The organism is Niveibacterium microcysteis (assembly GCF_017161445.1).
Lineage (GTDB): Bacteria > Pseudomonadota > Gammaproteobacteria > Burkholderiales > Rhodocyclaceae > Niveibacterium > Niveibacterium microcysteis.
Genome location: NZ_CP071060.1, coordinates 3,746,797 through 3,766,463, shown reverse-complemented (window position 1 = coordinate 3,766,463; position 19,667 = coordinate 3,746,797). Strand labels below are relative to the sequence as shown.

Here is a 19,667-nt window from a genome sequence, read left to right as displayed (position 1 = left end):
GGTCGAGAAGCGCAGCCGTACATGCGGTACGGCGAGCATCACAGGCCCCGGGATGAGGCCGCGCAGCAGATCTATGCGTGTTCTTTCAGAAGTAGCCTTCTTTTTTTCGTTGCTCCATCGACGCTTCCGAGGTCTGGTCGTCCAGTCGCGTCGCGCCGCGCTCGGTGATCGTGGTGGTGGCGGTCTCGACGACGATCTGCTCGACCGTTCTCGCCGTCGACTCGACCGGCGCGGTGCAGGTGATATCGCCAACGGTGCGGAAGCGCACCATCACCTCTTCCACCACATCACCCGGCTTGGCCGGCGTCAGCTCGGTTACCGGCTGCAGCAGGGTGCCCTTGCGCACCACCGGGCGGGTGTGCGCGAAGTAGATCGACGGCAGCTCAAGCTTCTCGCGCTCGATGTACTGCCACACGTCCATCTCGGTCCAGTTGCTGATCGGGAAGGCGCGGATGTTCTCACCCTTGAAGGCGCGGGCGTTGTAGAGGTTCCACAGTTCCGGGCGCTGGTTCTTCGGATCCCACTGGCCGAACTCGTCGCGGAAGCTCATCACGCGTTCCTTCGCGCGGGCCTTCTCCTCGTCGCGACGTGCGCCACCGATGCAGGCGTCGAATTCGAACTCGGCGATTGCTTCGAGCAAGGTCACCGACTGGTGCTTGTTGCGCGATTCATCGGCCGACTTGAGCACCACCGAGCCGCGCTTCATCGAGTCTTCCACCGAGCGCACGATCAGGCGTTCGCCGAGTTCGGCCGCACGCTTGTCGCGGAAGTCGGTGACTTCCTTGTAGTTGTGGCCGGTGTCGATGTGCATCAGCGGGAAGGGGAAGCGGCCGGGGCGGAAAGCCTTCTCGGCGATGCGCAGCAGGCAGATCGAATCCTTGCCGCCCGAGAACAGCAGCACCGGGCGTTCGCACTGGCCTGCGACCTCGCGCATGATGTGGATGGCTTCGGCTTCGAGCCAGTCGAGGTGCGACAGCGTTTGTTTGGTCAGCGTACTCATTCGTTTGCTTTCAGCGTGAGCGACGCGCGCTCAGGATTTCTTCACGTGCAGGCCGCACTCTTTGGACTCGGGATTCTCCCACCACCAGCGCCCGGCGCGCACATCCTCGCCGACCGCGATCGAGCGGGTGCAGGGCGCACAGCCGATGCTCGGGTAGAACTGGTCGTGCAGCGCGTTGTAGGGCAGCTCATGGATGCGGATGTAGGCCCAGACTTCCTGCTCGCTCCAGTCGAACAGCGGGTTGAACTTCTCCAGCCCGTTGCCTGCATCGAATTCGCGCGGTGCGAGCTCGATGCGGGTGGTGCTCTGCGCGGCGCGCAGGCCGGTGATCCATGCCTTCTTGCCGGCCAGCGCACGACGCAGCGGTTCGACCTTGCGGATGCCGCAGCACGCCTTGCGTAGCTCGACTGAGTCGTAGAAGGCGTTGATGCCTTCGGTGCGCACGTATTGCTCGACGGCCGTCGCGTCCGGGAAGAAGACTTTCAGCTTCGTGCTGTAGCGCTTCTCCACCTCGCCCATCAGGGTGTAGGTCTCCGCCGGCAGGCGGCCGGTGTCGAGTGAGAAGATCTCGATCGGCAGGCGCTCGGCGAGGATCAGGTCCGTCAGCACCATGTCCTCGGCGCCGAAGCTGTTGGCGAAGGTGACTTCACCGGCGGCACCGAATTCCTCGATCGCCGCATGCAGCAGTTCCAGCGTACGGGCGCGCTTCACCGCGACCGTGGTGCGCAGCTCATCGGTCAGCGCCGGCGAGGTCGCCGGGTTCTTTGCGCGCGGCTTAAGGAAGGAAACGCTCTCGCTCATCACTGGACTCCGTTCAGGCGCGAGCGTGGCGGCGCCACAGCGGTTGCGGCTCGGCCACCGAAGCCTGGTAAGGCTCGGAGAAATCGCGCAGCGAGGCCAGCGCATCCTCGGCCGAGCGATCGGCGCGGATCAAGTAGGCGTCGAAGCCGCAGCGCTGCATGAAGTAGAGCTTGTCGCGCAGCACATCGCCGATTGCACGCAACTCGTTCTTGTAGCCGTAGCGGGTACGCAGCAGCACGGCGGCGGAGAAGCCGCGACCATCGACGAACTTCGGGAAGTCGTAAGCGATCAGCGGCAGGGTGTTGATGTCGCCCACGGCGGCTACGAGGTCTTCGACCAACTCGAAGCTCTCCAGCCACACGCCGATTTCGCCGGCGGCGATGCGCGCAGCCAGGTCGTCCTTGCGGGCGCGGAATACCGCCAGCGGCACGATCGCGCGGCCGGCCGGAATCTGCACTTGCGCGATCAACTCGGGCGAGGCGGCCTCGGTGCCGGTGACCTTGAATTGCACCACCTTGCCGGCCTGCTTCTGCACTGCTTCTTCAACCGCCGGGTAGCGCACCAGCGTCCAGTTGTCCTCGACGATGGCGCCGTGCTTGATCAGGTTAGACATTCGCAAGCTCCTTCTTCGGGGCAGCAGCCGGCGTGCCGTACACGCGGGCCTTGAAGGGGTCGAGGCCGATACGGCGCACGACGTCGATGAACAGCTCTTCGCCTTCGCGCTGTTCGACGAAGACGCTGATGATCTTGCTGATCACGTCCGGCACATCGGCCGCTGCAAACGCGCGACCGATCACGCTGCCGATCGTCGCTTCATTGCCCTGCTGGCCGCCGAGCGAGATCTGGTACCACTCCGAGCCATCCTTATCGACACCGAGGATGCCGATGTGGCCGACATGGTGATGACCGCAGCTGTTCATGCAGCCGGAGATGTTCAGTTCGATGTCGCCCAGGTCGAACAGGAAGTCGAGGTTGTCGAAGCGTTCCTGGATTGCCTGTGCAATCGGGATGCTCTTGGCGTTGGCGAGCGAGCAGAAGTCACCGCCGGGGCAGCACACGATGTCGGTCAGCAAGCCGATGTTCGGCGTGGCCAGGCCCGCGGCGCGCGCCGTCTGCCATACGTCGAACAGATCGCTGAGTTTCACGTCGGCGAGGATCAGGTTCTGCTCGTGTGATACGCGCAGCTCACCGAAGCTGTAGCGATCAGCCAGGTTGGCGACGATTTCCATCTGCTCGGCGGTGGCATCGCCCGGCGCGATGCCGGTCTTCTTCAGCGACAGCGTGACCGCGCGGTAGCCCGAAACCTTGTGCGGATGCGTGCAGCGCTTGAGCCATGCCGCGAAGGCGGGATTGGTTGCCGCCTTGCCGTTGAAATCAGGGTCGCAGTCGGCAAGCTTTTCATAGGCCGGCGGCGTGAAGTGCGCGCTGACGCGGTCGAGTTCGGCCTGGGTGACGGTACTCGGGCCGTCTTTCCAGAACGCCCACTCTTCCTCGACCTGACGCTTGAATTCCTCGATGCCGAGCGCCTTCACGAGGATCTTGATGCGCGCCTTGTAGAGGTTGTCGCGGCGGCCGTAGCGGTTGTAGACCCGCAGGATCGCTTCGCAGTAGGTGATCACGTGCTTCCACGGCAGTGCTTCGTGGATCACCTGGCCGATGATCGGTGTGCGGCCCAGACCACCGCCGACCCAGACCTTCACGACAAGCTCACCCGCATCGCTACGCAGGAATTCGAGGCCGATGTCGTGCACCCGCACCACGGCGCGGTCGCTCTGGGCGCCGTTCACCGCGATCTTGAACTTGCGCGGCAGTGCGGCGAATTCAGGGTGGAAGGTGCTCCACTGACGCAGGATCTCGGCCAGCGCGCGCGGGTCGACCACTTCGTCCGGCGCCACGCCGGCGAACTGGTCCGTCGTGATGTTTCGGATGCAGTTGCCCGAGGTCTGGATCGCATGCATCTCGACGCTTGCCAGCTCAGCCAGGATGTCCGGCGTGTCTTCGAGCTTGGGCCAGTTGAACTGGCAATTCTGGCGCGTGGAGAAGTGCGCGTAGCCGCGGTCGTACTTGCGCGCGATCTCGGCGAGCTTGCGCAGCTGTCGGCTGGCGAGCAGGCCGTAGGGGATCGCGACGCGAAGCATCGGCGCATGGCGCTGGATGTAGAGGCCGTTCTGCAGGCGCAGCGGGCGGAACTCGTCTTCCGACAGTTCCCCGGCGAGGTAGCGGCGCGTCTGATCGCGGTACTGGGCAACGCGCTCGTCAACGATGCGCTGGTCGTAGTCGTCGTAGCGGTACATCGTGAATCTCTCTGTTGAAATTGGGGGTAATCAGTGCGCGATCAGCTTCGTGCCAACAAGCACGAGCATCACTGCGAGCGCCGGGCGCAGGAATTTCTCCGGCACCTTTGCGGAAATATGGCTGCCGATCCAGATGCCGGGCAGCGAGCCGATCAGCAGGCTGCCGAGCAATGACCAGTTGACGCTGCCAAGCCACCAGTGACCGAGGCCAGCGACCAGCGTGAGCGGCACCGCGTGCGCGATGTCAGAGCCGACAATCCGCACGGCAGGCAGGCGAGGGTACAGGAAGAACAACACCGTCACGCCCAGCGCGCCGGCACCGACTGACGAAATCGACACCAGCACGCCCAGAGTGGCGCCGGTGATCACGGTCAGGTTGCGCGTCACGCGCGGATCGCGTTCGGCGCCGTGATGCGAGAGCGAGAACTTCTGGATGCGCTGGCGGAAGATCAATGCGATGGCGGTCAGCAGCAGCGCGATGCCGAGCGAGATCGAGATGATCTTCGACGCGCCGCCGATGCCGCCCGGGAAGAAGGTGCCGATCACCACGAGCGTGAGGGCGGCAGCTGGCAGGCTGCCTGCGGCCAGTGCCCCGGTGATCTTCCAGTCGACGGTGCCCTTGAGGTTGTGCGCCACGGTGCCGCCGGCCTTGGTGATGGCGGCGTAGAGCAGATCCGTGCCGACCGCGACCGCCGGGTGGATGCCGAACAGCAGCACCAGCAGGGGCGTCATCAGCGAGCCGCCGCCTACGCCGGTCAATCCGACGATGGCGCCAACAGCGAATCCGGCGATGGTGTAGGCGAAGTCCATGGGCTCAATGTGGGTGAATGTGAGGCGCGATCTTAGCGGAGCGCTAAATTACCTTTGCTGACTGCGTGTTAGACTCTAAGAACAATTCGTTATATAGGTTCGATAGCCATGAACCTGCAGCAACTGCGCTACATCGTCGAAGTGGTGCGCGCCGGCCTTAACGTCTCGGAGGCGGCGGACGCCCTCTACACCTCCCAGCCGGGGGTCTCGAAGCAGATCCGGCAGCTTGAAGAGGAGCTCGGCATCGAGATCTTCGTGCGGCACGGCAAGCGGCTCACCGGGGTCACCGAGCCGGGCCGCCAGGTACTGGCGATCGCCGAGCGGATGCTGGGTGAGGTCGATAGCCTGAAGAAGGTGGGCGCCGAGTTCAGCAACGAGTCCGAAGGCCAGCTCAACATCGCCACCACGCACACCCAGGCGCGCTATGCGCTGCCGCGGGTGATCCAGGCCTTCGTGCAGAAGTTTCCCGGCGTGCGGCTTACGTTGCACCAGGGCAGCCCGCGGCAGATCTGCGAATGGGTGCTCGATGGCGAGGCCGATCTCGCGATTGCCACCGAAGCGGTTGGCGAAACCGAGGGGCTCGTCTCGCTGCCCAGCTACCAATGGAACCGCTGCGTGATCGCCACGCCGCGCCATCCGATTCTCAAGACGACGCCGCTTACGCTGGAAGAGATCGTGAAGTACCCGATCGTCACCTACGACACCACCTTCGCAGGCCGCAGTGAAGTCAACCGCGCCTTCCTCGGGCGAGGGCTGAAGCCCAATGTGGTGCTCGCGGCGATGGATGCGGACGTGATCAAGACCTATGTCGCGATGGATCTTGGCATCGGCCTGATTGCCTCCATCGCGTACGACCCGATCGTCGATCGACGCATCGGGGCGGTCGATGCGTCGCATTTGTTCTCATCGGCCGTGACGCGCATCGGCATCCGCAAGAACGCCTACCTGCGCGGCTATGTGTATGGCTTCATCGAATTGATGTCGACACACCTGACGCGGCGAGTTGTGGATGCGGCGCTGCTCGGCGGTGGCAGCGACGCGGGGCTTTAACCCGTAGTCCTGTCATGCGTGTGTGCGAACCTGAAGTGATGTTGCGGAGTTTTGTATGACCTCACTCACCACCTTTGCGGCGCTGATTGCGGCGGCCGTCATCCTGGTGCCGCTGTTCAAACGTGCCAAGTTGGGCACCGTGCTCGGCTACCTCGCCGCTGGCGTGTTGGTGGGCCCCTTCGGTTTCAATCGCGTGGGCGACCCCGAGAGCCTTCTGCATACCGCGGAGCTCGGCATCGTGCTGCTGCTGTTCGTCATCGGCCTCGAACTGCAGCCCTCGCGCCTGTGGGCGTTGCGGCGTCAGGTGTTCGGCCTCGGCGCCTTGCAGATGGTGGGTTGCGGTGCCGTGATCGGGGCCGCGCTTGCCATTGGCCTCGGGCTCTCGGTGAAGGCGGGCATCCTGCTTGGCTGGACCCTTGCGCTGTCGTCAACAGCCCTGGTGCTGCCGACCTTGGCCGAGCGCAAGGAGCTGACGACGCAGTACGGTCGCGAATCCTTCGCGATCCTGCTGTTCCAGGATCTCTCGGTGATTCCCTTGCTGGCCCTGATTCCATTGCTGGATGTAGGGCTTCCCAAGGCGGGCCGTAATCCGCTGATGGGCCTGGTGGTCTTGCTCGGGATCGTGCTGGTCGGGCGCCGCGTGCTGCACTGGATGTTCGTTTACGTCGCGCGTTTCGGGAGCCGTGAGTTGTTCACCGCGGCAGCGCTGCTGTGCGCACTCGGGCTCGCGTCGCTGATGGAAGCCGTGGGCTTGTCGATGTCGCTGGGCGCGTTTGTCGCCGGCGTGCTGTTGGCCGACTCCGAGTTCCGCCATGAACTGGAGGCCACCATCGACCCCTTCAAGGGCTTGCTGCTGGGTCTGTTCTTCATGGCCGTTGGCATGAACGCCAACCTCGACCTGCTCGGCTCGATGCCGGTGCGCATCTTGAGCCTTGCGATCGGCCTGCTGGCAACGAAGGCTGCGGTGTTGTGGCTCTTGCGGCGTCTGGCACCAGATGGTGCCGGCAGTGCCCGGCCGCTGGCGTTCGCGTTGGCGCAGGGGGGTGAGTTCGCCTTTGTGGTGTTCAGCATGGTGGAGCAAGGGCGCCTTGTGCCGGGGCGTATCGCGGACCAGCTCACCCTCGCGGTCGCGTTGTCGATGGCCTTGGCGCCGCTGCTGTTCCTTGCCAACGACTGGCTCGGGCGGCGCGAGGCCAAGCGCCCGGTGCGCGCGTTCGACACGCTGCCGACAGATCCCCCCACCGTGGTGATCGCAGGCTTTGGTCGCGTCGGACAAGTCGTCGGCCGGGTGCTGATGAAGCAAGGTGTCCGCTTCACGGCGGTTGACAACGACCCGGAGCAGATCGAGACCGTGCGCCGTTTCGGCATGCAGGTTTACTACGGCGATGCGGCTCATCTGGCACTGCTTGAGTCCGCGCATGTGGGTTCGGCCAAGGTGTTCGTGTTGGCGATCGACGATGTCGAGCGTTCGCTGCAGGTGGCCGAACTGGTGCGGCGCCACTATCCGAAGCTCACGATCATCGCGCGGGCGCGCAATCGCTTCCACGCCTATCGGCTGATCGACCTTGGCGTCACGCTGCAGGTGCGCGAGACCCTGCTTTCCAGCATCGAGATCGGCCGTGGCGTGCTCGGCAGCCTGGGCGTGAGCGAGGCAGAGATTGCGCAGACCGTTGCGCGTTTCGTCGAGGCGGATAACCGGTTGCTTGCGCGTCAGCAGGCGGTCTATCACGACGAACAACAGTTGATCCAGACATCGAAGGAGGCACGCGCCGAGCTGGCCTCCATTCTCGATCTGGAGCGCAAGCAGGCCGTGCCGGCGAAGGCGGAGTAGGCCGCCGGTGGCGGCCTCGGGTCAGGCGCGCTGTAGCGTGCCTTGCAGTCGCTCGGCAGGGATGCCGCAGCCCAGCGCCAGCATCAGCGTCACCCGTGCCTGCCAGGGCGTGAGGCGTCCGCAGGCCAGGGTGCCGTGCGCGGCATCGTCGAAGTTGGCCTGCGGCATCACACCACCGCTTGCAACGCGGCTGGCGCGCACTACCGGAATGCTGCGTGCGACGGCGGCGGCAATGGCTGGGTGCCAATCGTCCGGCACGCTGCCGTGCCCCGCGAGCGCGAGCACGATGCCGGCGGCACCGTTTGCCACACTCGCGTCGATCAGGTCTGCCGGCGCGCCTGCGTAGGCGGCCAGCACATCGACACGCGGCAGCGCGCTCGGCAGCGTGCCGGCGAAGCATGGCGCGCCACCATCAGCGGCCTGGTCGAGACGGATGTGTGTGCCGATGGCCACCCCGACCGGGCCGGCATCGACGCCGCCTAGCGCATCCGGCGCATGGGTGTGCCGTTTGCTGCAGTCCCGCGCACGCCAGATCCGGTCGCTGGCGACAACCAGTGGGCCGAGGCCGGCAGCGCTTTGCGTCGCGGCACAGGCGAGCGCCTGCAACAGGTTCATCGGGCCGTCCGCCGAGCGCGCGGTGGCTGGGCGCATCGCGGCCGTCAGCACCACGGGTTTGCTGCGCGGCAGCGTCAGGTGCAGGAAGAAGGCGCTTTCCTCCAGCGTGTCGGTGCCGTGCGTGATCACGACGCCATCGACCTCTGGTGATGCGAGCCGTTCGCGCAGCAGCGCGGCGAGCGCCAGCCAGTGCGTTGGCGTCATGTCCTTGCTGTCCAGCGCAAACGGCTGCTCGGCCGTGATGTGCCCGAGTGTTGAAGCTTCCGGCAGCGCGTGAAGCAGTGTCTCGGCGCTGAGCGCGCCCGCGCGGTAGCGCGAGGTATCGGTGGTGTCAGCCGCGCTTCCGGCGATCGTGCCGCCGGTGGCGATGAGAAGTAGCTTTGGCATGAGCTGCGTTCGGGCCTGAAGAAGGCGCCAAGGATAACGCGGTCGCCGCGCTGGAAACGAAAAGGCCCGCGTGTGCGGGCCTTCTTGCGTGAGCGACCGGCGCGATCAGTGCTGCAGGATCTTCGACAGGAAGTGCTGCGCGCGTTCCGAGTGCGGCTTGCCGAAGAAGTCGTCCTTCGCGGCGTCCTCGACGATCTGGCCGGCGTCCATGAAGATCACGCGGTGCGCGACTTTGCGTGCGAAGCCCATCTCGTGCGTGACGACCATCATCGTCATACCTTCCTTGGCCAGCTCGACCATCACGTCGAGCACTTCGTTGATCATCTCTGGGTCGAGCGCCGACGTGGGTTCGTCGAAAAGCATGCAGATCGGGTCCATCGCCAGTGCGCGGGCAATCGCCACACGCTGCTGCTGCCCGCCCGACATCTCGCCCGGGAACTTGCTCGCGTGCGCCTTCAGACCGACGCGGTCGAGCAGCTTGAGGCCCTTGTCGCGCGCTTCGTCGATGTTGCGGCCGAGCACCTTGGTCTGCGCGATCGTCAGGTTCTCGATGATGCTCATGTGCGGGAACAGCTCGAAGTGCTGGAACACCATGCCAACGCGTGCGCGCAGCTTGGGCAGATCCGTCTTCGCGTCGCCGACGGAGATGTCGTTGACGATGATGTCGCCCTTCTGGAAGGGCTCAAGGCCGTTGACGCACTTGATCAGCGTGGACTTTCCCGAGCCTGAGGGCCCGCAGACCACGACGACCTCGCCCTTCTTGACCTGCGTACTGCAATCGGTCAGCACCTGGAACTGGCCGTACCACTTGGAGATGTTGCGGATATCGATCATCGACATGGGAGCAGTCCGTTAGCGAATGATGGCAATGCGCTTCTGCAGGTGCTTCACAAGCATCGACAGGCTGAAGCAGATCGCGAAGTAGATCAGGGCGACAAACAGGTACATCTCGATCGGCCGGTTGTAGTTCTTGCCGGTGACCTCGGCGGCCTTGAGCAGATCGCTGGCGCCGATGGCGTACACGAGTGAGGTGTCCTGGAACAGGATGATGGTTTGCGTCAGCAGCACCGGCAGCATGTTGCGGAAGGCCTGCGGCAGCACGACGATCTTCATCGCCTGCCAGTAGGTCATGCCGAGTGCAAAGCCGGCGTTCACCTGCCCGCGCGGCACGCTCTGAATGCCGGCACGCATGATCTCGGAGTAGTACGCGGCCTCGAACGCAGTGAAGGTGATCAGTGCGGAGTTCTCTGCCCCCATCGGTGCGCCGGTGAACAGCGGGATCAGGAAGAAGAACCACAGGATCACCATCAGCAGCGGGATCGAGCGCATGGTGTTCACATAGGTCGTCGCTGCGGCTGCCAGCACCGGGCCGCCAGAGAGGCGGGCAAGGGCCAGCAACGTGCCGAGCACGATGCCGCCGCTCATTGCGACGACGGTGAGTTTCAGGCTGAACAGCAGCCCCTTCCAGATGAAGGGCAGGCCCGGGCCGATGATGGAAAAGTCGAGATGATCGAGCATCGTCGTCCCCTTACTTGGCGCCGGCGATGTAGCCGGGCACGCGGGTTCGTTTCTCGATGAAGGTCATCACTCGATTCGCGGCAAACGCACAGACGGTGTAGAGGATGGTCGCGGCGAGCAGGCTCTCAAAAACCTGGCCGGATTCTTCGATCATCTGGCGTGAAATGAAGGTCAGCTCCATGAGCCCGATCGCAAACGCCACTGCGGAGTTCTTGATGATGTTCATGAACTCGGAAGTCAGCGGCGGAATCACGATGCGGAAGGCCATCGGTAGCAACACATGGCGGTAGGTCTGTGCGAGCGTGAAACCCATCGCCAGCCCGGCCATCTTCTGCCCGCGCGGCAGGCTCTGGATGCCGGCGCGCACCTGTTCGGCGACGCGTGCCGACGTAAACAGGCCAAGACAGATCGTTGCGGTGAAGAACTCCTTCGCCGGCATGTCCTGCTTCACCCAGCGCGACAGCTCGGCGGGAAGGAATTCGGGCACGACGAAGAACCACAGAAAGAGTTGCACCAGCAGTGGCACATTGCGGAAGCCTTCGACCCAGACATTGCCGATTGCCACCAACCAGCGGTTTGGCGTGGTGCGCAGCGTGCCGATCAATGCGCCAAGGACCAGCGCGATGATCCAGGCGGACATCGATACCGCCATCGTCCAGCCGAGCGCCGAGATGATCCAGTCGAGATAGGTCTCGTCGCCGGAGCTGACCTGCTCGAGATAGACGCCCCAGTTCCAGTGGTAATTCATTGTGGTGGGCTACCTGTTTTGCTGAAGCAGCCCAGCGGGCTGCGGAGGTCATGCGCGGCGCCCCGCGCGGGGGCGCCGCAGAGCCGCGGGGCGGCTTACTTCTTGTTGTACTGCTCGGCCGGTGCGTCGTTCGGTGTCTTCAGCGCGGCCTTGAGGGCTTCGCTCATCGGCAGGTTCAGGTTCGCGTTCTTCGGCGGAATCGGCTGCGTGAACCACTTGGTGTAGAGCTTCTCGACTTCGCCGCTCTTGATCAGGTCACGCACGGCGGAGTGCACCAGCCCTTTGAACTGCGGATCGTCCTTGCGGAACATGATCGCGATCGGCTCGACCGACAGCGGTTCGCCCACCACGGCGTAGTCGTTCGGCGCCGGCGACGTGGCGATCAGCCCGGCCAGCAGGTTGTCGTCCATCACGAACGCGACAGCGCGATCGGACGCCAGCATCAGGAAGCTGTCGGCGTGGTCCTTGCCGTACACCTCCTTGAAATTCACGCTCTTGCCCTTCTCATGCGCGCGCATCAGCTGGACCGACGTCGTGCCGGTCGTGGTTGCCACCGGCTTGCCGTCGAGTTGCGCCAGGCTGTTGATGCCGGAAGACTTCTTCACCGCCATGCGCACCGTGGTGACGTACGTCGTCGGCGCAAACGCCACCTGATTCTGGCGCGCGGCGTTGTTGGTCGTGGAGCCGCACTCGAGATCGACGGTGCCGTTGGTGACCAGCGGAATGCGGTTCTGCGACGTGACCGGCTGCGTGTTCACCTTGAGGTTCGGCAGCGCAAGCTTCACCTTGATCGCATCGACTATGCGGTTGCAGATGTCGATGTGGTAGCCGACAGGTTTCTGGCTCGCATCGAGGTAGGAGAGTGGAATCGACGATTCGCGGATGCCGAGCGTCACCGCGCCGCTGTCCTTGATCTTCTTCAGCGTGCCTTCGAGCGTTTGGGCTTCGACGCCGCTTGCAAGCAGCGAACCCAGCAGCGTGGTCATGACGAGAGCCGAGCGGGAAATCATGCGATGAGCCTCCTAGCGTGTTTGAGATACCGGGCGCCGCGCCCAGAAACGTGGGGCGCGCGCGAATAGTTGGGCTGAGCGAAAACTGTACCACCTGACCGGCGCCGCACATCCGTAGAAACACGCATGAAGCCACGGGTTGACCAGGCGCAAACCGATTGAACCGGGGTGTTGCGGCTGGCGCACTCGTTCAACGGGTTTGCGATGTTTTTGCCTTTGCGTCGTGCAGGGCAAGAAATGTCACGCGCTCGCCGGGGGCATATCCCTATACTCGGCGTGCCCCATTTGCGTGCCTGCCATCGTGCCCCGAACCGGTTTCCGTCTGCGCCAGCTGCTGCTGGCGTCCGCCCTGTCTGCAATGCTGTCCGCGCCGGCACACGCCGTCGATGCCGGCAAGGCCTCCCGCTTCTACGAAGACGCGCTGGCTCGTTATCAGCGGCGCGACTACACCGGTGCGGTCATTCAGCTCAAGAATGCGCTTCAGCAGGATCGCAAGATGCTGGCCGCGCAGGTACTGCTCGGCAAGTCGCTGCTCGCGGTGGGCGATTCGGTCGGCGCAGAGACCGCGTTCAACACCGCAATCGAACTCGGCGTCGATCGCGCGGAGGTTGAGCTGCCGCTCGCTCAGGCGCTTTACGCGCAGGGGCGCTTCACCGATTTGTTGGCGCGCCCGCTGCCGACCAGCCTCCCGAATTCGGTGCGGCAGGAGCTGCTGATCGTGCGTGGCAGCGCCGCGGGCGAAATCAACGATGCCCGCGCCGCACGCAAGGCGTTTGACGAGGCGCGTGCAATCGACCCCAAGGCGCCGACGCTGGTCATGGCCGAGGCTTCGCTTGCCTTGCGGCAAGGCAACGTTGCCCGCGCGCTAGAGCTTTCGCAACAGGCCATCACACTTGCGCCGGATCGCCCGGAGGCATGGGCGACGCGTGGCGCCGCGCTTGCCGGTCAGCAGCAAGTGCAGGCGGCGATCGACGCATTCGGGCGCGCGCTGTCCCTGGACCCGCGCCAGACCGACGCGCGACTTGCTCGCATCGACCTGTTGCTGGACATGAATCGCGACGCCGAGGCGCTGCGCGATCTCGACGCACTGCGCGAGTTCGCGCCGGGCGATCCGCGCGCCGCCTACCGACGTGGTGTGATTGCCGCACGCAAGGGCGATACCGCTGGCGTTGCGCGCGAAATGGCGGAGGTTGTCAAGGCGGTCGACACCATGCCGCAGGAGATTCGCAGCCGCCGTGCCAACGTGTTGCTGCTCGGCGGCATGGCGCATTACAGTCTTCACGACGGCGAGAAGGCGCGCGTCTACTTCGAAGCGTTCCTGCGCCTGCAGCCGTATCACCCCGGCGCAACCCGCATGCTCGCGTCGGCTTACCTCAACGACAACGATCCGGTGCGTGCTGCGAACCTGCTGGAAGACTACCTGCGCCGCGCGCCCGGTGATGCACAGGCAATGACGCTGCTCGGTTCGGCCTATCTGGTGCAGAAACGCTACAGCAAGGCCGCCGCGTTGCTTGAGCGCGCGGTCATGCAAGGCTCGGCCGACCCGACGATGCGCGCCACCTTCGGCGCATCCCTTGCGGGGCAGGGCTTGGACGTTTCCGGCGCGCAGCATCTGCGCGCCGCCTTCGATGCGAACCCGGGTGACCAGGCGGTCGGCGCATCGCTCGGTGTGCTCCTGTTGCAGCGCGGCGATGTGAAGCAGGCTCTGGAAGTGCTGGAACGCGTCTACACCGCTAATCCGCGCAGTCCGGTTGCTTTGAACCTTCTCGGTCTTGCCCGCGGCCGTGCTGGCGACCGTGCTGGCGCGCGGAAGGCCTACGAGGCGGCGGTTGCTGTCGACGCCCGCTTCACGCCGGCGCAGCTCAACCTTGCTCGCCTCGATGTGGTGGAGGGGCGTAGTGACGCCGCGCGCAAGCGTTTGCAGGATCTGCTGCGGAGTCAGCCGGACAACCCGGACGCGCTGATCGACTTGGCGGCGCTTGATCGTGCCGCGGGCAACGCGGAGGCGGCACGCAAGGGGCTGGAGAAGGCGACGGCGGTCGCCCCACGTCATCCGCGCGCCCCGCTGATTCTGATCGATGAGGCGCTTGCCGCTGGCGATAACGCTGGTGCGGCCAAGATCGCGCGAGCCGCGGTCGCGGCGATGCCCAACGACCTCTCCATCGTCCTGGCGCTGGCGCGGGCACAGTTGGCCAGCGGTGATCTTCAGCGGGCGCGCGAAACGCTGATTGACGCGCGCAAACGCCTTGAGGCGGATCCGGATGCGCTGGTACAGATTGCGCGCATGCAGATCGCGGCGGGCCATCTGCAGGGCGCCACCTATACGGTTGAAAAGGCGCTGGCGCTGCAGCCCGACGCTTTCGCGGCGCTCGAACTGCAGGCTGAACTTGCGTTGCGTTCCAACGATATCGGGAACGCGGAGCGGCTTGCGAAGAGTCTGGCCGAAAAGTACCCAACCCGAGCCGCGGGTTACCAACTCCAGGGCGACATCGCCCTGACCAAGGGGCAGACGGCGAACGGACTGGTACTTCACAAGAGCGGGCTCGACAAGGAGCCGAGCGCCGACAACGCGCTTCGCGCCTTCCGCGCATGTCTGGCTGCAAATCAGCCTGCTCGCGGGGTCGCCCTATTGCAGGATTATCAGCGGGTCAGCAAGCAAAGTGATCCGCGGATTCTGATGGCCCTGGCGGAAGGGCAGATCCGCGCCGGGGATCTCAAAGCTGCACGAGCTACGCTGGAGCAACTGCAACAGCGGGGGCCGCAACCTTCGGGCGTGCTGAATAACTACGCACTGGTGCTGCTGCAGCTCGGCGATGCTGGCGCGCTGCCGGCGGCTGAGCGCGCTTGGCGCAGTGCGCCAAACGATCCGCAGGTGGTAGACACCTACGGCTGGATACTCGCGCGCAACGGACAGCTCGATCGCGCGCTTGGCTACTTGCGTGACGCGCGGCTGCGCAATCCGCGCGACGCAGAGGTTCGGTTCCACCTCGCTTGGGTGCTGGCGAAGCAGGGGCGAACGAAAGAGGCGCGCGAGGAGCTGTCGCCGGTCGTTGCTGATCTGGCGCGTGACGGAATGCCAGCGGAGGCGCGCAAGCTGGCTTCTGAGCTCGGTTTGTGATGTCGGCAGTTTTTACGCATTGGCGGGTTGGCGCTTAAGTTGTGCGCGCAAACCCATGAAATACATGGCTTGGACGAACTGGCCCGAGGTTTGCTTTAACTCGGTTGTAGCGCCGGTAACCCGGAATAGAAAGCGACAGGGCTTGACATGACGCACATGAAAAAAATCGTGTTGTTTGCAGTGTTGTTGGGGGCAAGCCTCCCGGCGGCGGCTGCGTACAGCTGGGCGTTCGACTCGGGCGCGGGCAAATGCACCGTGCCGAATACGACGACCTCCTCGTGCACCGTCACCAGCACGGGGCCAACCGTGACCGCGACGATGTACTCGAACACCAATGGCTCGGGCGCGAATGCGGATCTCTACACGCTTGAGACCGGCTACATGGGTGTTTACACCGGTGGCATCGGCGAACACAACAAGGATGGCTGTTCGAGCGGCTCCACTTGTGACGCTGGCGACCTATATTCAGCCGCACCTGAGCATGCGATCGACAACAATCAGCGTTACGACTCCGTGCTTCTGAGTTTTGCCAGCACAGTAAAGCTGAACAGTCTCTCGATTGGTTGGAAAGGCACCGATTCGGACATGACGGTCCTTGCATATACCGGGACGGGTGCGTGTGCAACGACGAGCACATGCTCGTCCTCGCTCGCTGGCAAGAAGTACTCTGATCTCGCCAACTATGGCTGGTCGCTGATCGGGCATTACGGTGACGTTGCTGTCGGAGCTGCCACGGGCATCAATGCCGGCAACGTGAATTCCAAGTTCTGGCTGATCGGCGCGTTCAACCCGCTGGTCAATGGCAGCACCTTGGGCTGGGGGCGTGATGACGCCGTGAAGCTCAAGTCAGTCGTCGCCGACGTTCCGACCAGTGTGCCGGAGCCCGCTTCGCTGGCGTTGGTCGGGCTCGGTCTGGCCGCCATCAGCCGCCTGCGCCGCCGTTGAGGATTTTGTATTACGAACTGCTCTGACGTTTCTCTCGAAACGTGTGACGCCGCGAAAGCGGCGTTTTTTTTGCGTTTGGCACTTCAGCACGTGCGGCGTCGATCAGCGGATTCCCTGAGCTTCTGCATTAAGATCCTTGCGACAAGGCTGGGCGGAGGGTGGGGCTGATGCGTGTGCTGATGGTGGCAAATCCAAAGGGCGGTGTCGGCAAGAGCACGCTGTCGACTAACTTGGCCGGGCATTTGGCGTGGCGGGGCGCGCCGGACGGATCGGTGCGGGTGATGCTGGGAGATGTGGATCGGCAGCAGTCAGCCAAGGCTTGGCTTTCGCTGCGTCCGGCGGGCGTTCCGAGGATATCGAGTTGGGCGCTTGAGGCAGGTCAGCCTGCCAGACCGCCCAAGGGGACGACGCATGCGGTGATTGATACGCCGGCCGGCTTGCATGGGGAAAAGCTCAAAGGGCTGTTGAAGCTTGCGGACGCCGTGATCGTTCCGCTGCAGCCGTCGCTTTTCGACATCCTGGCGACTCGCAGTTTTCTTGAGGGTTTGGCAGAGCTCAAAGCGGCAAAGGGGGTGCAGATCGCGATTGTCGCGATGCGCGTGGATCCCCGGACGCGGTCGGCGGAGCAGCTGGAGCGGTTTACCGATAGCCTGGGCCTGCCGGTGCTTGCCCATTTGCGTGACACGCAGAACTATATCCAGCTCGCGGCGCACGGACTTACGTTGTACGACGTGCCCGAAAGCCGCGTTGCAAAGGATCGGCAGCAGTGGGTGCCGATCGAGCGCTGGCTGCGTTTGCTGGAGTCTTAGGCGGCCTGCTCTGCCGCCTCGCGTTGCTGCAACGCCCACATTGAAGCATAGGCGCCGTCTCGGCTGAGCAGCGCAGCGTGTTGGCCGCGTTCCACGACGCGGCCGCCGTCCAGCACGAGGATCTCGTCCGCATTCATCACCGTCGAAAGGCGGTGCGCAATCACGATGGCGGTTCTACCTCGAGCCGCAGCCTCCAGTTGAGCCTGGATCGCCTGCTCGGTTTTCGAGTCGAGCGCCGACGTCGCCTCATCGAAGATGAGGATGGGCGGGTTCTTAAGTAGTGCTCGCGCGATCGCGACACGCTGTTTTTCGCCCCCGGAGAGCTTCAGGCCGCGTTCGCCGACGCGGGTTTCGTAGCCGTCGGGCAGGCGTGCGACGAAATCGTGTAGCTGCGCGGCGCGGGCGGCGGCCTCGATTTCGGACTGCGATGCGCCGGGCCGGCCGTACTCGATGTTGTACCGGATCGTGTCGTTGAACAGCACGGTGTCTTGCGGGACGATGCCGATCGCTCTGCGCAGGCTGTGCTGGCGAATATTCCGGATGTCCTGCCCGCCGATTTCAAGGCGACCTCCGCTGACGTCGTAGAAGCGGAACAGCAGCCGCGCGAGCGTTGACTTGCCGGATCCGGAATGGCCGACGACCGCGACGGTTCTGCCTGCTGGCACATCGATATCCACGCCGAACAGGATCTGGCGTTTGGCCTCGTAGTGAAAGTCCACGCTTGCAAAACGCACGCCAAGCGGGCCTTCCGGCAGGTCGCGCGCGTCCGGCTTGTCTTCAACTTCCCGATTGGTTTTGAGAAGCCCGAACATGCGCTCGATGTCGGTAAGCGCTTGGCGGATCTCGCGGTACATCACGCCGAGGAAGTTGAGCGGGATGTAGAGCTGAATCAGGAAGGCATTGACCAGCACGATATCGCCGATCGTCATCGTGCCAGCGATGACGCCCGCGACAGCGCGCCACATCATCGCCGTCACGCCAAAGGCAATGATCAGCGCTTGACCGAGGTTGAGCGCTGAGAGCGAATACTGGTTTCGGATCTGTGCGGCGATCCAGGTCCGCAACTGGGTGTCGTAGCGCTGCGCTTCAAAGTCCTCGTTATTGAAGTACTTCACCGTTTCGTAGTTCAGCAGGCTGTCGATCGCCCGCGCATTGGCGGCGGAGTCGAGTTCGTTGGCCTGCCTGCGCAGGGCGGTGCGCCAGTTGGTGACGGTAATCGTGAAGGTGATGTACAGGGCCAGGGTTGCCAGCGTGATCAGCGCGAAGCTGGGTTCGTAGCGCTTGAGAAGGATGCCGATGACCAGCGTGATCTCGACCAGCGTCGGCAGGATCGAATAGAGCGTGTAGCTGATCAGTGAGCCGATCGAGCGTGTACCGCGTTCGATATCACGCGTCAGGCCGCCGGTCTGTCGTTCCAGATGAAAGCGCAGCGACAGCGAGTGGAGGTGGCGAAAGACCTCCAGCGAAATATGCCGCACCGCTTCCTGCGTTACCCGCGCAAAGACGATCTCACGCAGCTCGGTGAACAGCGAGGTCGAGAAGCGCAATATGCCGTAGGCCAGAAGTAGCGCGGCGGGCACTACGACGAACGCCTGCTCTCGTGTGATCGTCAGCCCATCAATCAACTGCTTGAAGATCAGCGGAACGCCAACGTTCGCGAACTTTGCCGAGAGCAGGCAAAGCATGGCAAAGCCGACCCGGCGGCGGTAGCGCCACAGGTACGGCAGCAGGGATTTGAGGGTGTCCCAGTCGTGGCGTTCGCCGCTGGCTGGGCTTGGAGGGGGAAGGCTGGATCCGCGTCGCATGGCGACATTCTAGCGGTTCGGTGCCGCGGCTCTGCCTTCGCGCAAGGATTCTTGCGGATACCCGCAACGCCAGTGCGGACAATGCTGCGGCGCACATACGGATGCGTACGGAAACTTCTTGACACGCTGTCGATCTGACGTATGATTAAAACGAACGTTTGAACTGCGGGTGGGGGATCCGTGGCAACTCTGACTGGTGAATCGCGTAGTGGGGGGGATACCCGCGAGCGCATCCTGGATGTGGCCGAAGTGCTCTTCACAGAGCATGGCTTCGAAGGCACATCCATGCGCCTCATCACCGGTCAGGCTGGGGTGAATCTGGCGGCGGTGAACTACCACTTCGGTACGAAGGAGGCGCTCTTTCAGGCCGTCTTCCACCGCCGCCTGTTCCAGCTCAATCGGATGCGTCTTGAGGTGCTCGACAGCATGGAGCTGGAGGCCCAGGGCGCGCCGCTCAAACCCAGCCAGGTGCTCGAGGGCTTCTTCGGGCCTGTGCTGGCGATGGCGACCGATACGCGCCATGGTGGCCACACCTTCATGCGCCTGCTTGGCCGGACCTACACCGAGCCGGCTCAGTTCATCCGCAAATTCATGGCCGAGGAGTTCAGCGATGTGATCAGTCGCTATTCCGACGCGCTGCGCCGGGCGCTGCCCGGTGTGCCGCTGGCCGAGATCATGTGGCGGCTGCATTTCATGATGGGGGCGGTGTCGTACGCGATTTCCGGTATCGACGCCCTGCAACTTGTCAGCGGCCGTTTCGATGACGACCCGGCGCTCATGGCGCCGCGGTTGATGTCCTTTCTTCTAGGGGGATTGCGGGCTCCCCTTCCGGAATTGATCAGCCCGCACGCGCAGTTTCCGACGGGGGATGTCGGGGGCGGGGTCTTGACCCCGGATTTCGGTGCTGCGCGCGCCTAACGCTTAAG

Annotated in this window: 17 protein-coding genes; 6 read left to right on the top strand and 11 right to left on the bottom strand. The window is 64.0% G+C overall.

Going from position 1 to position 19,667, the window contains the following annotated elements:
* Positions 1-85 precede the first annotated feature (85 nt).
* From cysD to JY500_RS17040, 5 genes are read right to left on the bottom strand one after another with little or no spacing between them, the layout of a single operon-like run.
* The gene (gene cysD, locus JY500_RS17060) at positions 86-1,000 is read right to left on the bottom strand and encodes a sulfate adenylyltransferase subunit CysD (protein WP_206253921.1); all 915 of its coding nucleotides are present in this window, start codon (positions 998-1,000) and stop codon (positions 86-88) included.
* Between the two features lie 30 nt (positions 1,001-1,030).
* The gene (locus JY500_RS17055) at positions 1,031-1,801 is read right to left on the bottom strand and encodes a phosphoadenylyl-sulfate reductase (RefSeq protein WP_172196736.1); all 771 of its coding nucleotides are present in this window, start codon (positions 1,799-1,801) and stop codon (positions 1,031-1,033) included.
* 13 nt (positions 1,802-1,814) lie between these two features.
* On the bottom strand, positions 1,815-2,414 hold the full coding sequence (locus JY500_RS17050) for a DUF934 domain-containing protein (RefSeq protein WP_206253920.1): 600 nt from the start codon (positions 2,412-2,414) through the stop codon (positions 1,815-1,817).
* On the bottom strand, positions 2,407-4,095 hold the full coding sequence (locus JY500_RS17045) for a nitrite/sulfite reductase (RefSeq protein ID WP_206253919.1): 1,689 nt from the start codon (positions 4,093-4,095) through the stop codon (positions 2,407-2,409). The genes JY500_RS17050 and JY500_RS17045 overlap by 8 nt, the downstream gene beginning before the upstream one ends.
* 30 nt (positions 4,096-4,125) lie before the next feature.
* Positions 4,126-4,905 carry a sulfite exporter TauE/SafE family protein gene (locus tag JY500_RS17040; RefSeq protein WP_206253918.1) on the bottom strand — a complete coding sequence of 260 codons (780 nt, stop codon included), beginning with the start codon at positions 4,903-4,905 and terminating at the stop codon, positions 4,126-4,128.
* 108 nt (positions 4,906-5,013) lie between these two features.
* On the opposite strand from JY500_RS17040, the gene JY500_RS17035 reads away from it, so the two are divergent.
* Together JY500_RS17035 and JY500_RS17030 are read left to right on the top strand one after the other, a co-directional pair.
* Complete coding sequence (locus JY500_RS17035) at positions 5,014-5,955, top strand: CysB family HTH-type transcriptional regulator (RefSeq protein ID WP_172196744.1); 942 nt, start codon at positions 5,014-5,016, stop codon at positions 5,953-5,955.
* A gap of 55 nt (positions 5,956-6,010) precedes the next feature.
* On the top strand, positions 6,011-7,786 hold the full coding sequence (locus JY500_RS17030; RefSeq protein ID WP_206253917.1) for a monovalent cation:proton antiporter-2 (CPA2) family protein: 1,776 nt from the start codon (positions 6,011-6,013) through the stop codon (positions 7,784-7,786).
* 21 nt (positions 7,787-7,807) lie between these two features.
* On the opposite strand, the gene JY500_RS17025 is transcribed toward JY500_RS17030, so the two are convergent.
* The 5 genes from JY500_RS17025 to JY500_RS17005 form a co-directional block, all read right to left on the bottom strand.
* A complete protein-coding gene (locus tag JY500_RS17025) occupies positions 7,808-8,788 on the bottom strand; it encodes an asparaginase (protein WP_206253916.1) in 981 nt (326 codons plus the stop codon).
* Positions 8,789-8,893: 105 nt separating this feature from the next.
* Positions 8,894-9,622, bottom strand: a complete 729-nt coding sequence (locus JY500_RS17020; RefSeq protein ID WP_172200579.1) for an amino acid ABC transporter ATP-binding protein — start codon at positions 9,620-9,622, stop codon at positions 8,894-8,896.
* A gap of 18 nt (positions 9,623-9,640) precedes the next feature.
* Positions 9,641-10,306 (bottom strand): amino acid ABC transporter permease, encoded by a 666-nt coding sequence (locus JY500_RS17015; protein ID WP_172196750.1) that lies wholly within the window; start codon positions 10,304-10,306, stop codon positions 9,641-9,643.
* 10 nt (positions 10,307-10,316) lie between these two features.
* Positions 10,317-11,054 carry an amino acid ABC transporter permease gene (locus JY500_RS17010; protein ID WP_172196752.1) on the bottom strand — a complete coding sequence of 246 codons (738 nt, stop codon included), beginning with the start codon at positions 11,052-11,054 and terminating at the stop codon, positions 10,317-10,319.
* A 95-nt stretch (positions 11,055-11,149) separates the two neighbouring features.
* Positions 11,150-12,064 carry a transporter substrate-binding domain-containing protein gene (locus JY500_RS17005; RefSeq protein WP_246479666.1) on the bottom strand — a complete coding sequence of 305 codons (915 nt, stop codon included), beginning with the start codon at positions 12,062-12,064 and terminating at the stop codon, positions 11,150-11,152.
* Between the two features lie 301 nt (positions 12,065-12,365).
* On the opposite strand from JY500_RS17005, the gene prsT reads away from it, so the two are divergent.
* The 3 genes from prsT to JY500_RS16990 all read left to right on the top strand — a co-directional run bounded on the left by prsT (position 12,366) and on the right by JY500_RS16990 (position 16,936).
* Positions 12,366-15,182, top strand: a complete 2,817-nt coding sequence (gene prsT, locus JY500_RS17000; RefSeq protein ID WP_206253915.1) for an XrtA/PEP-CTERM system TPR-repeat protein PrsT — start codon at positions 12,366-12,368, stop codon at positions 15,180-15,182.
* Positions 15,183-15,338: 156 nt separating this feature from the next.
* A complete protein-coding gene (gene xdp1 / locus JY500_RS16995; protein WP_206253914.1) occupies positions 15,339-16,127 on the top strand; it encodes an exosortase-dependent surface protein XDP1 in 789 nt (262 codons plus the stop codon).
* A gap of 167 nt (positions 16,128-16,294) precedes the next feature.
* Positions 16,295-16,936 carry a ParA family protein gene (locus JY500_RS16990; protein WP_172196762.1) on the top strand — a complete coding sequence of 214 codons (642 nt, stop codon included), beginning with the start codon at positions 16,295-16,297 and terminating at the stop codon, positions 16,934-16,936.
* On the opposite strand, the gene JY500_RS16985 is transcribed toward JY500_RS16990, so the two are convergent.
* Positions 16,933-18,741 carry an ABCB family ABC transporter ATP-binding protein/permease gene (locus JY500_RS16985; protein WP_206253913.1) on the bottom strand — a complete coding sequence of 603 codons (1,809 nt, stop codon included), beginning with the start codon at positions 18,739-18,741 and terminating at the stop codon, positions 16,933-16,935. The genes JY500_RS16990 and JY500_RS16985 overlap by 4 nt on opposite strands.
* Before the next feature lie 240 nt (positions 18,742-18,981).
* On the opposite strand from JY500_RS16985, the gene JY500_RS16980 reads away from it, so the two are divergent.
* Entirely contained in the window at positions 18,982-19,659 is a 678-nt protein-coding gene (locus tag JY500_RS16980) for a TetR/AcrR family transcriptional regulator (RefSeq protein ID WP_246479664.1), read from the top strand.
* Positions 19,660-19,667: the final 8 nt, after the last annotated feature.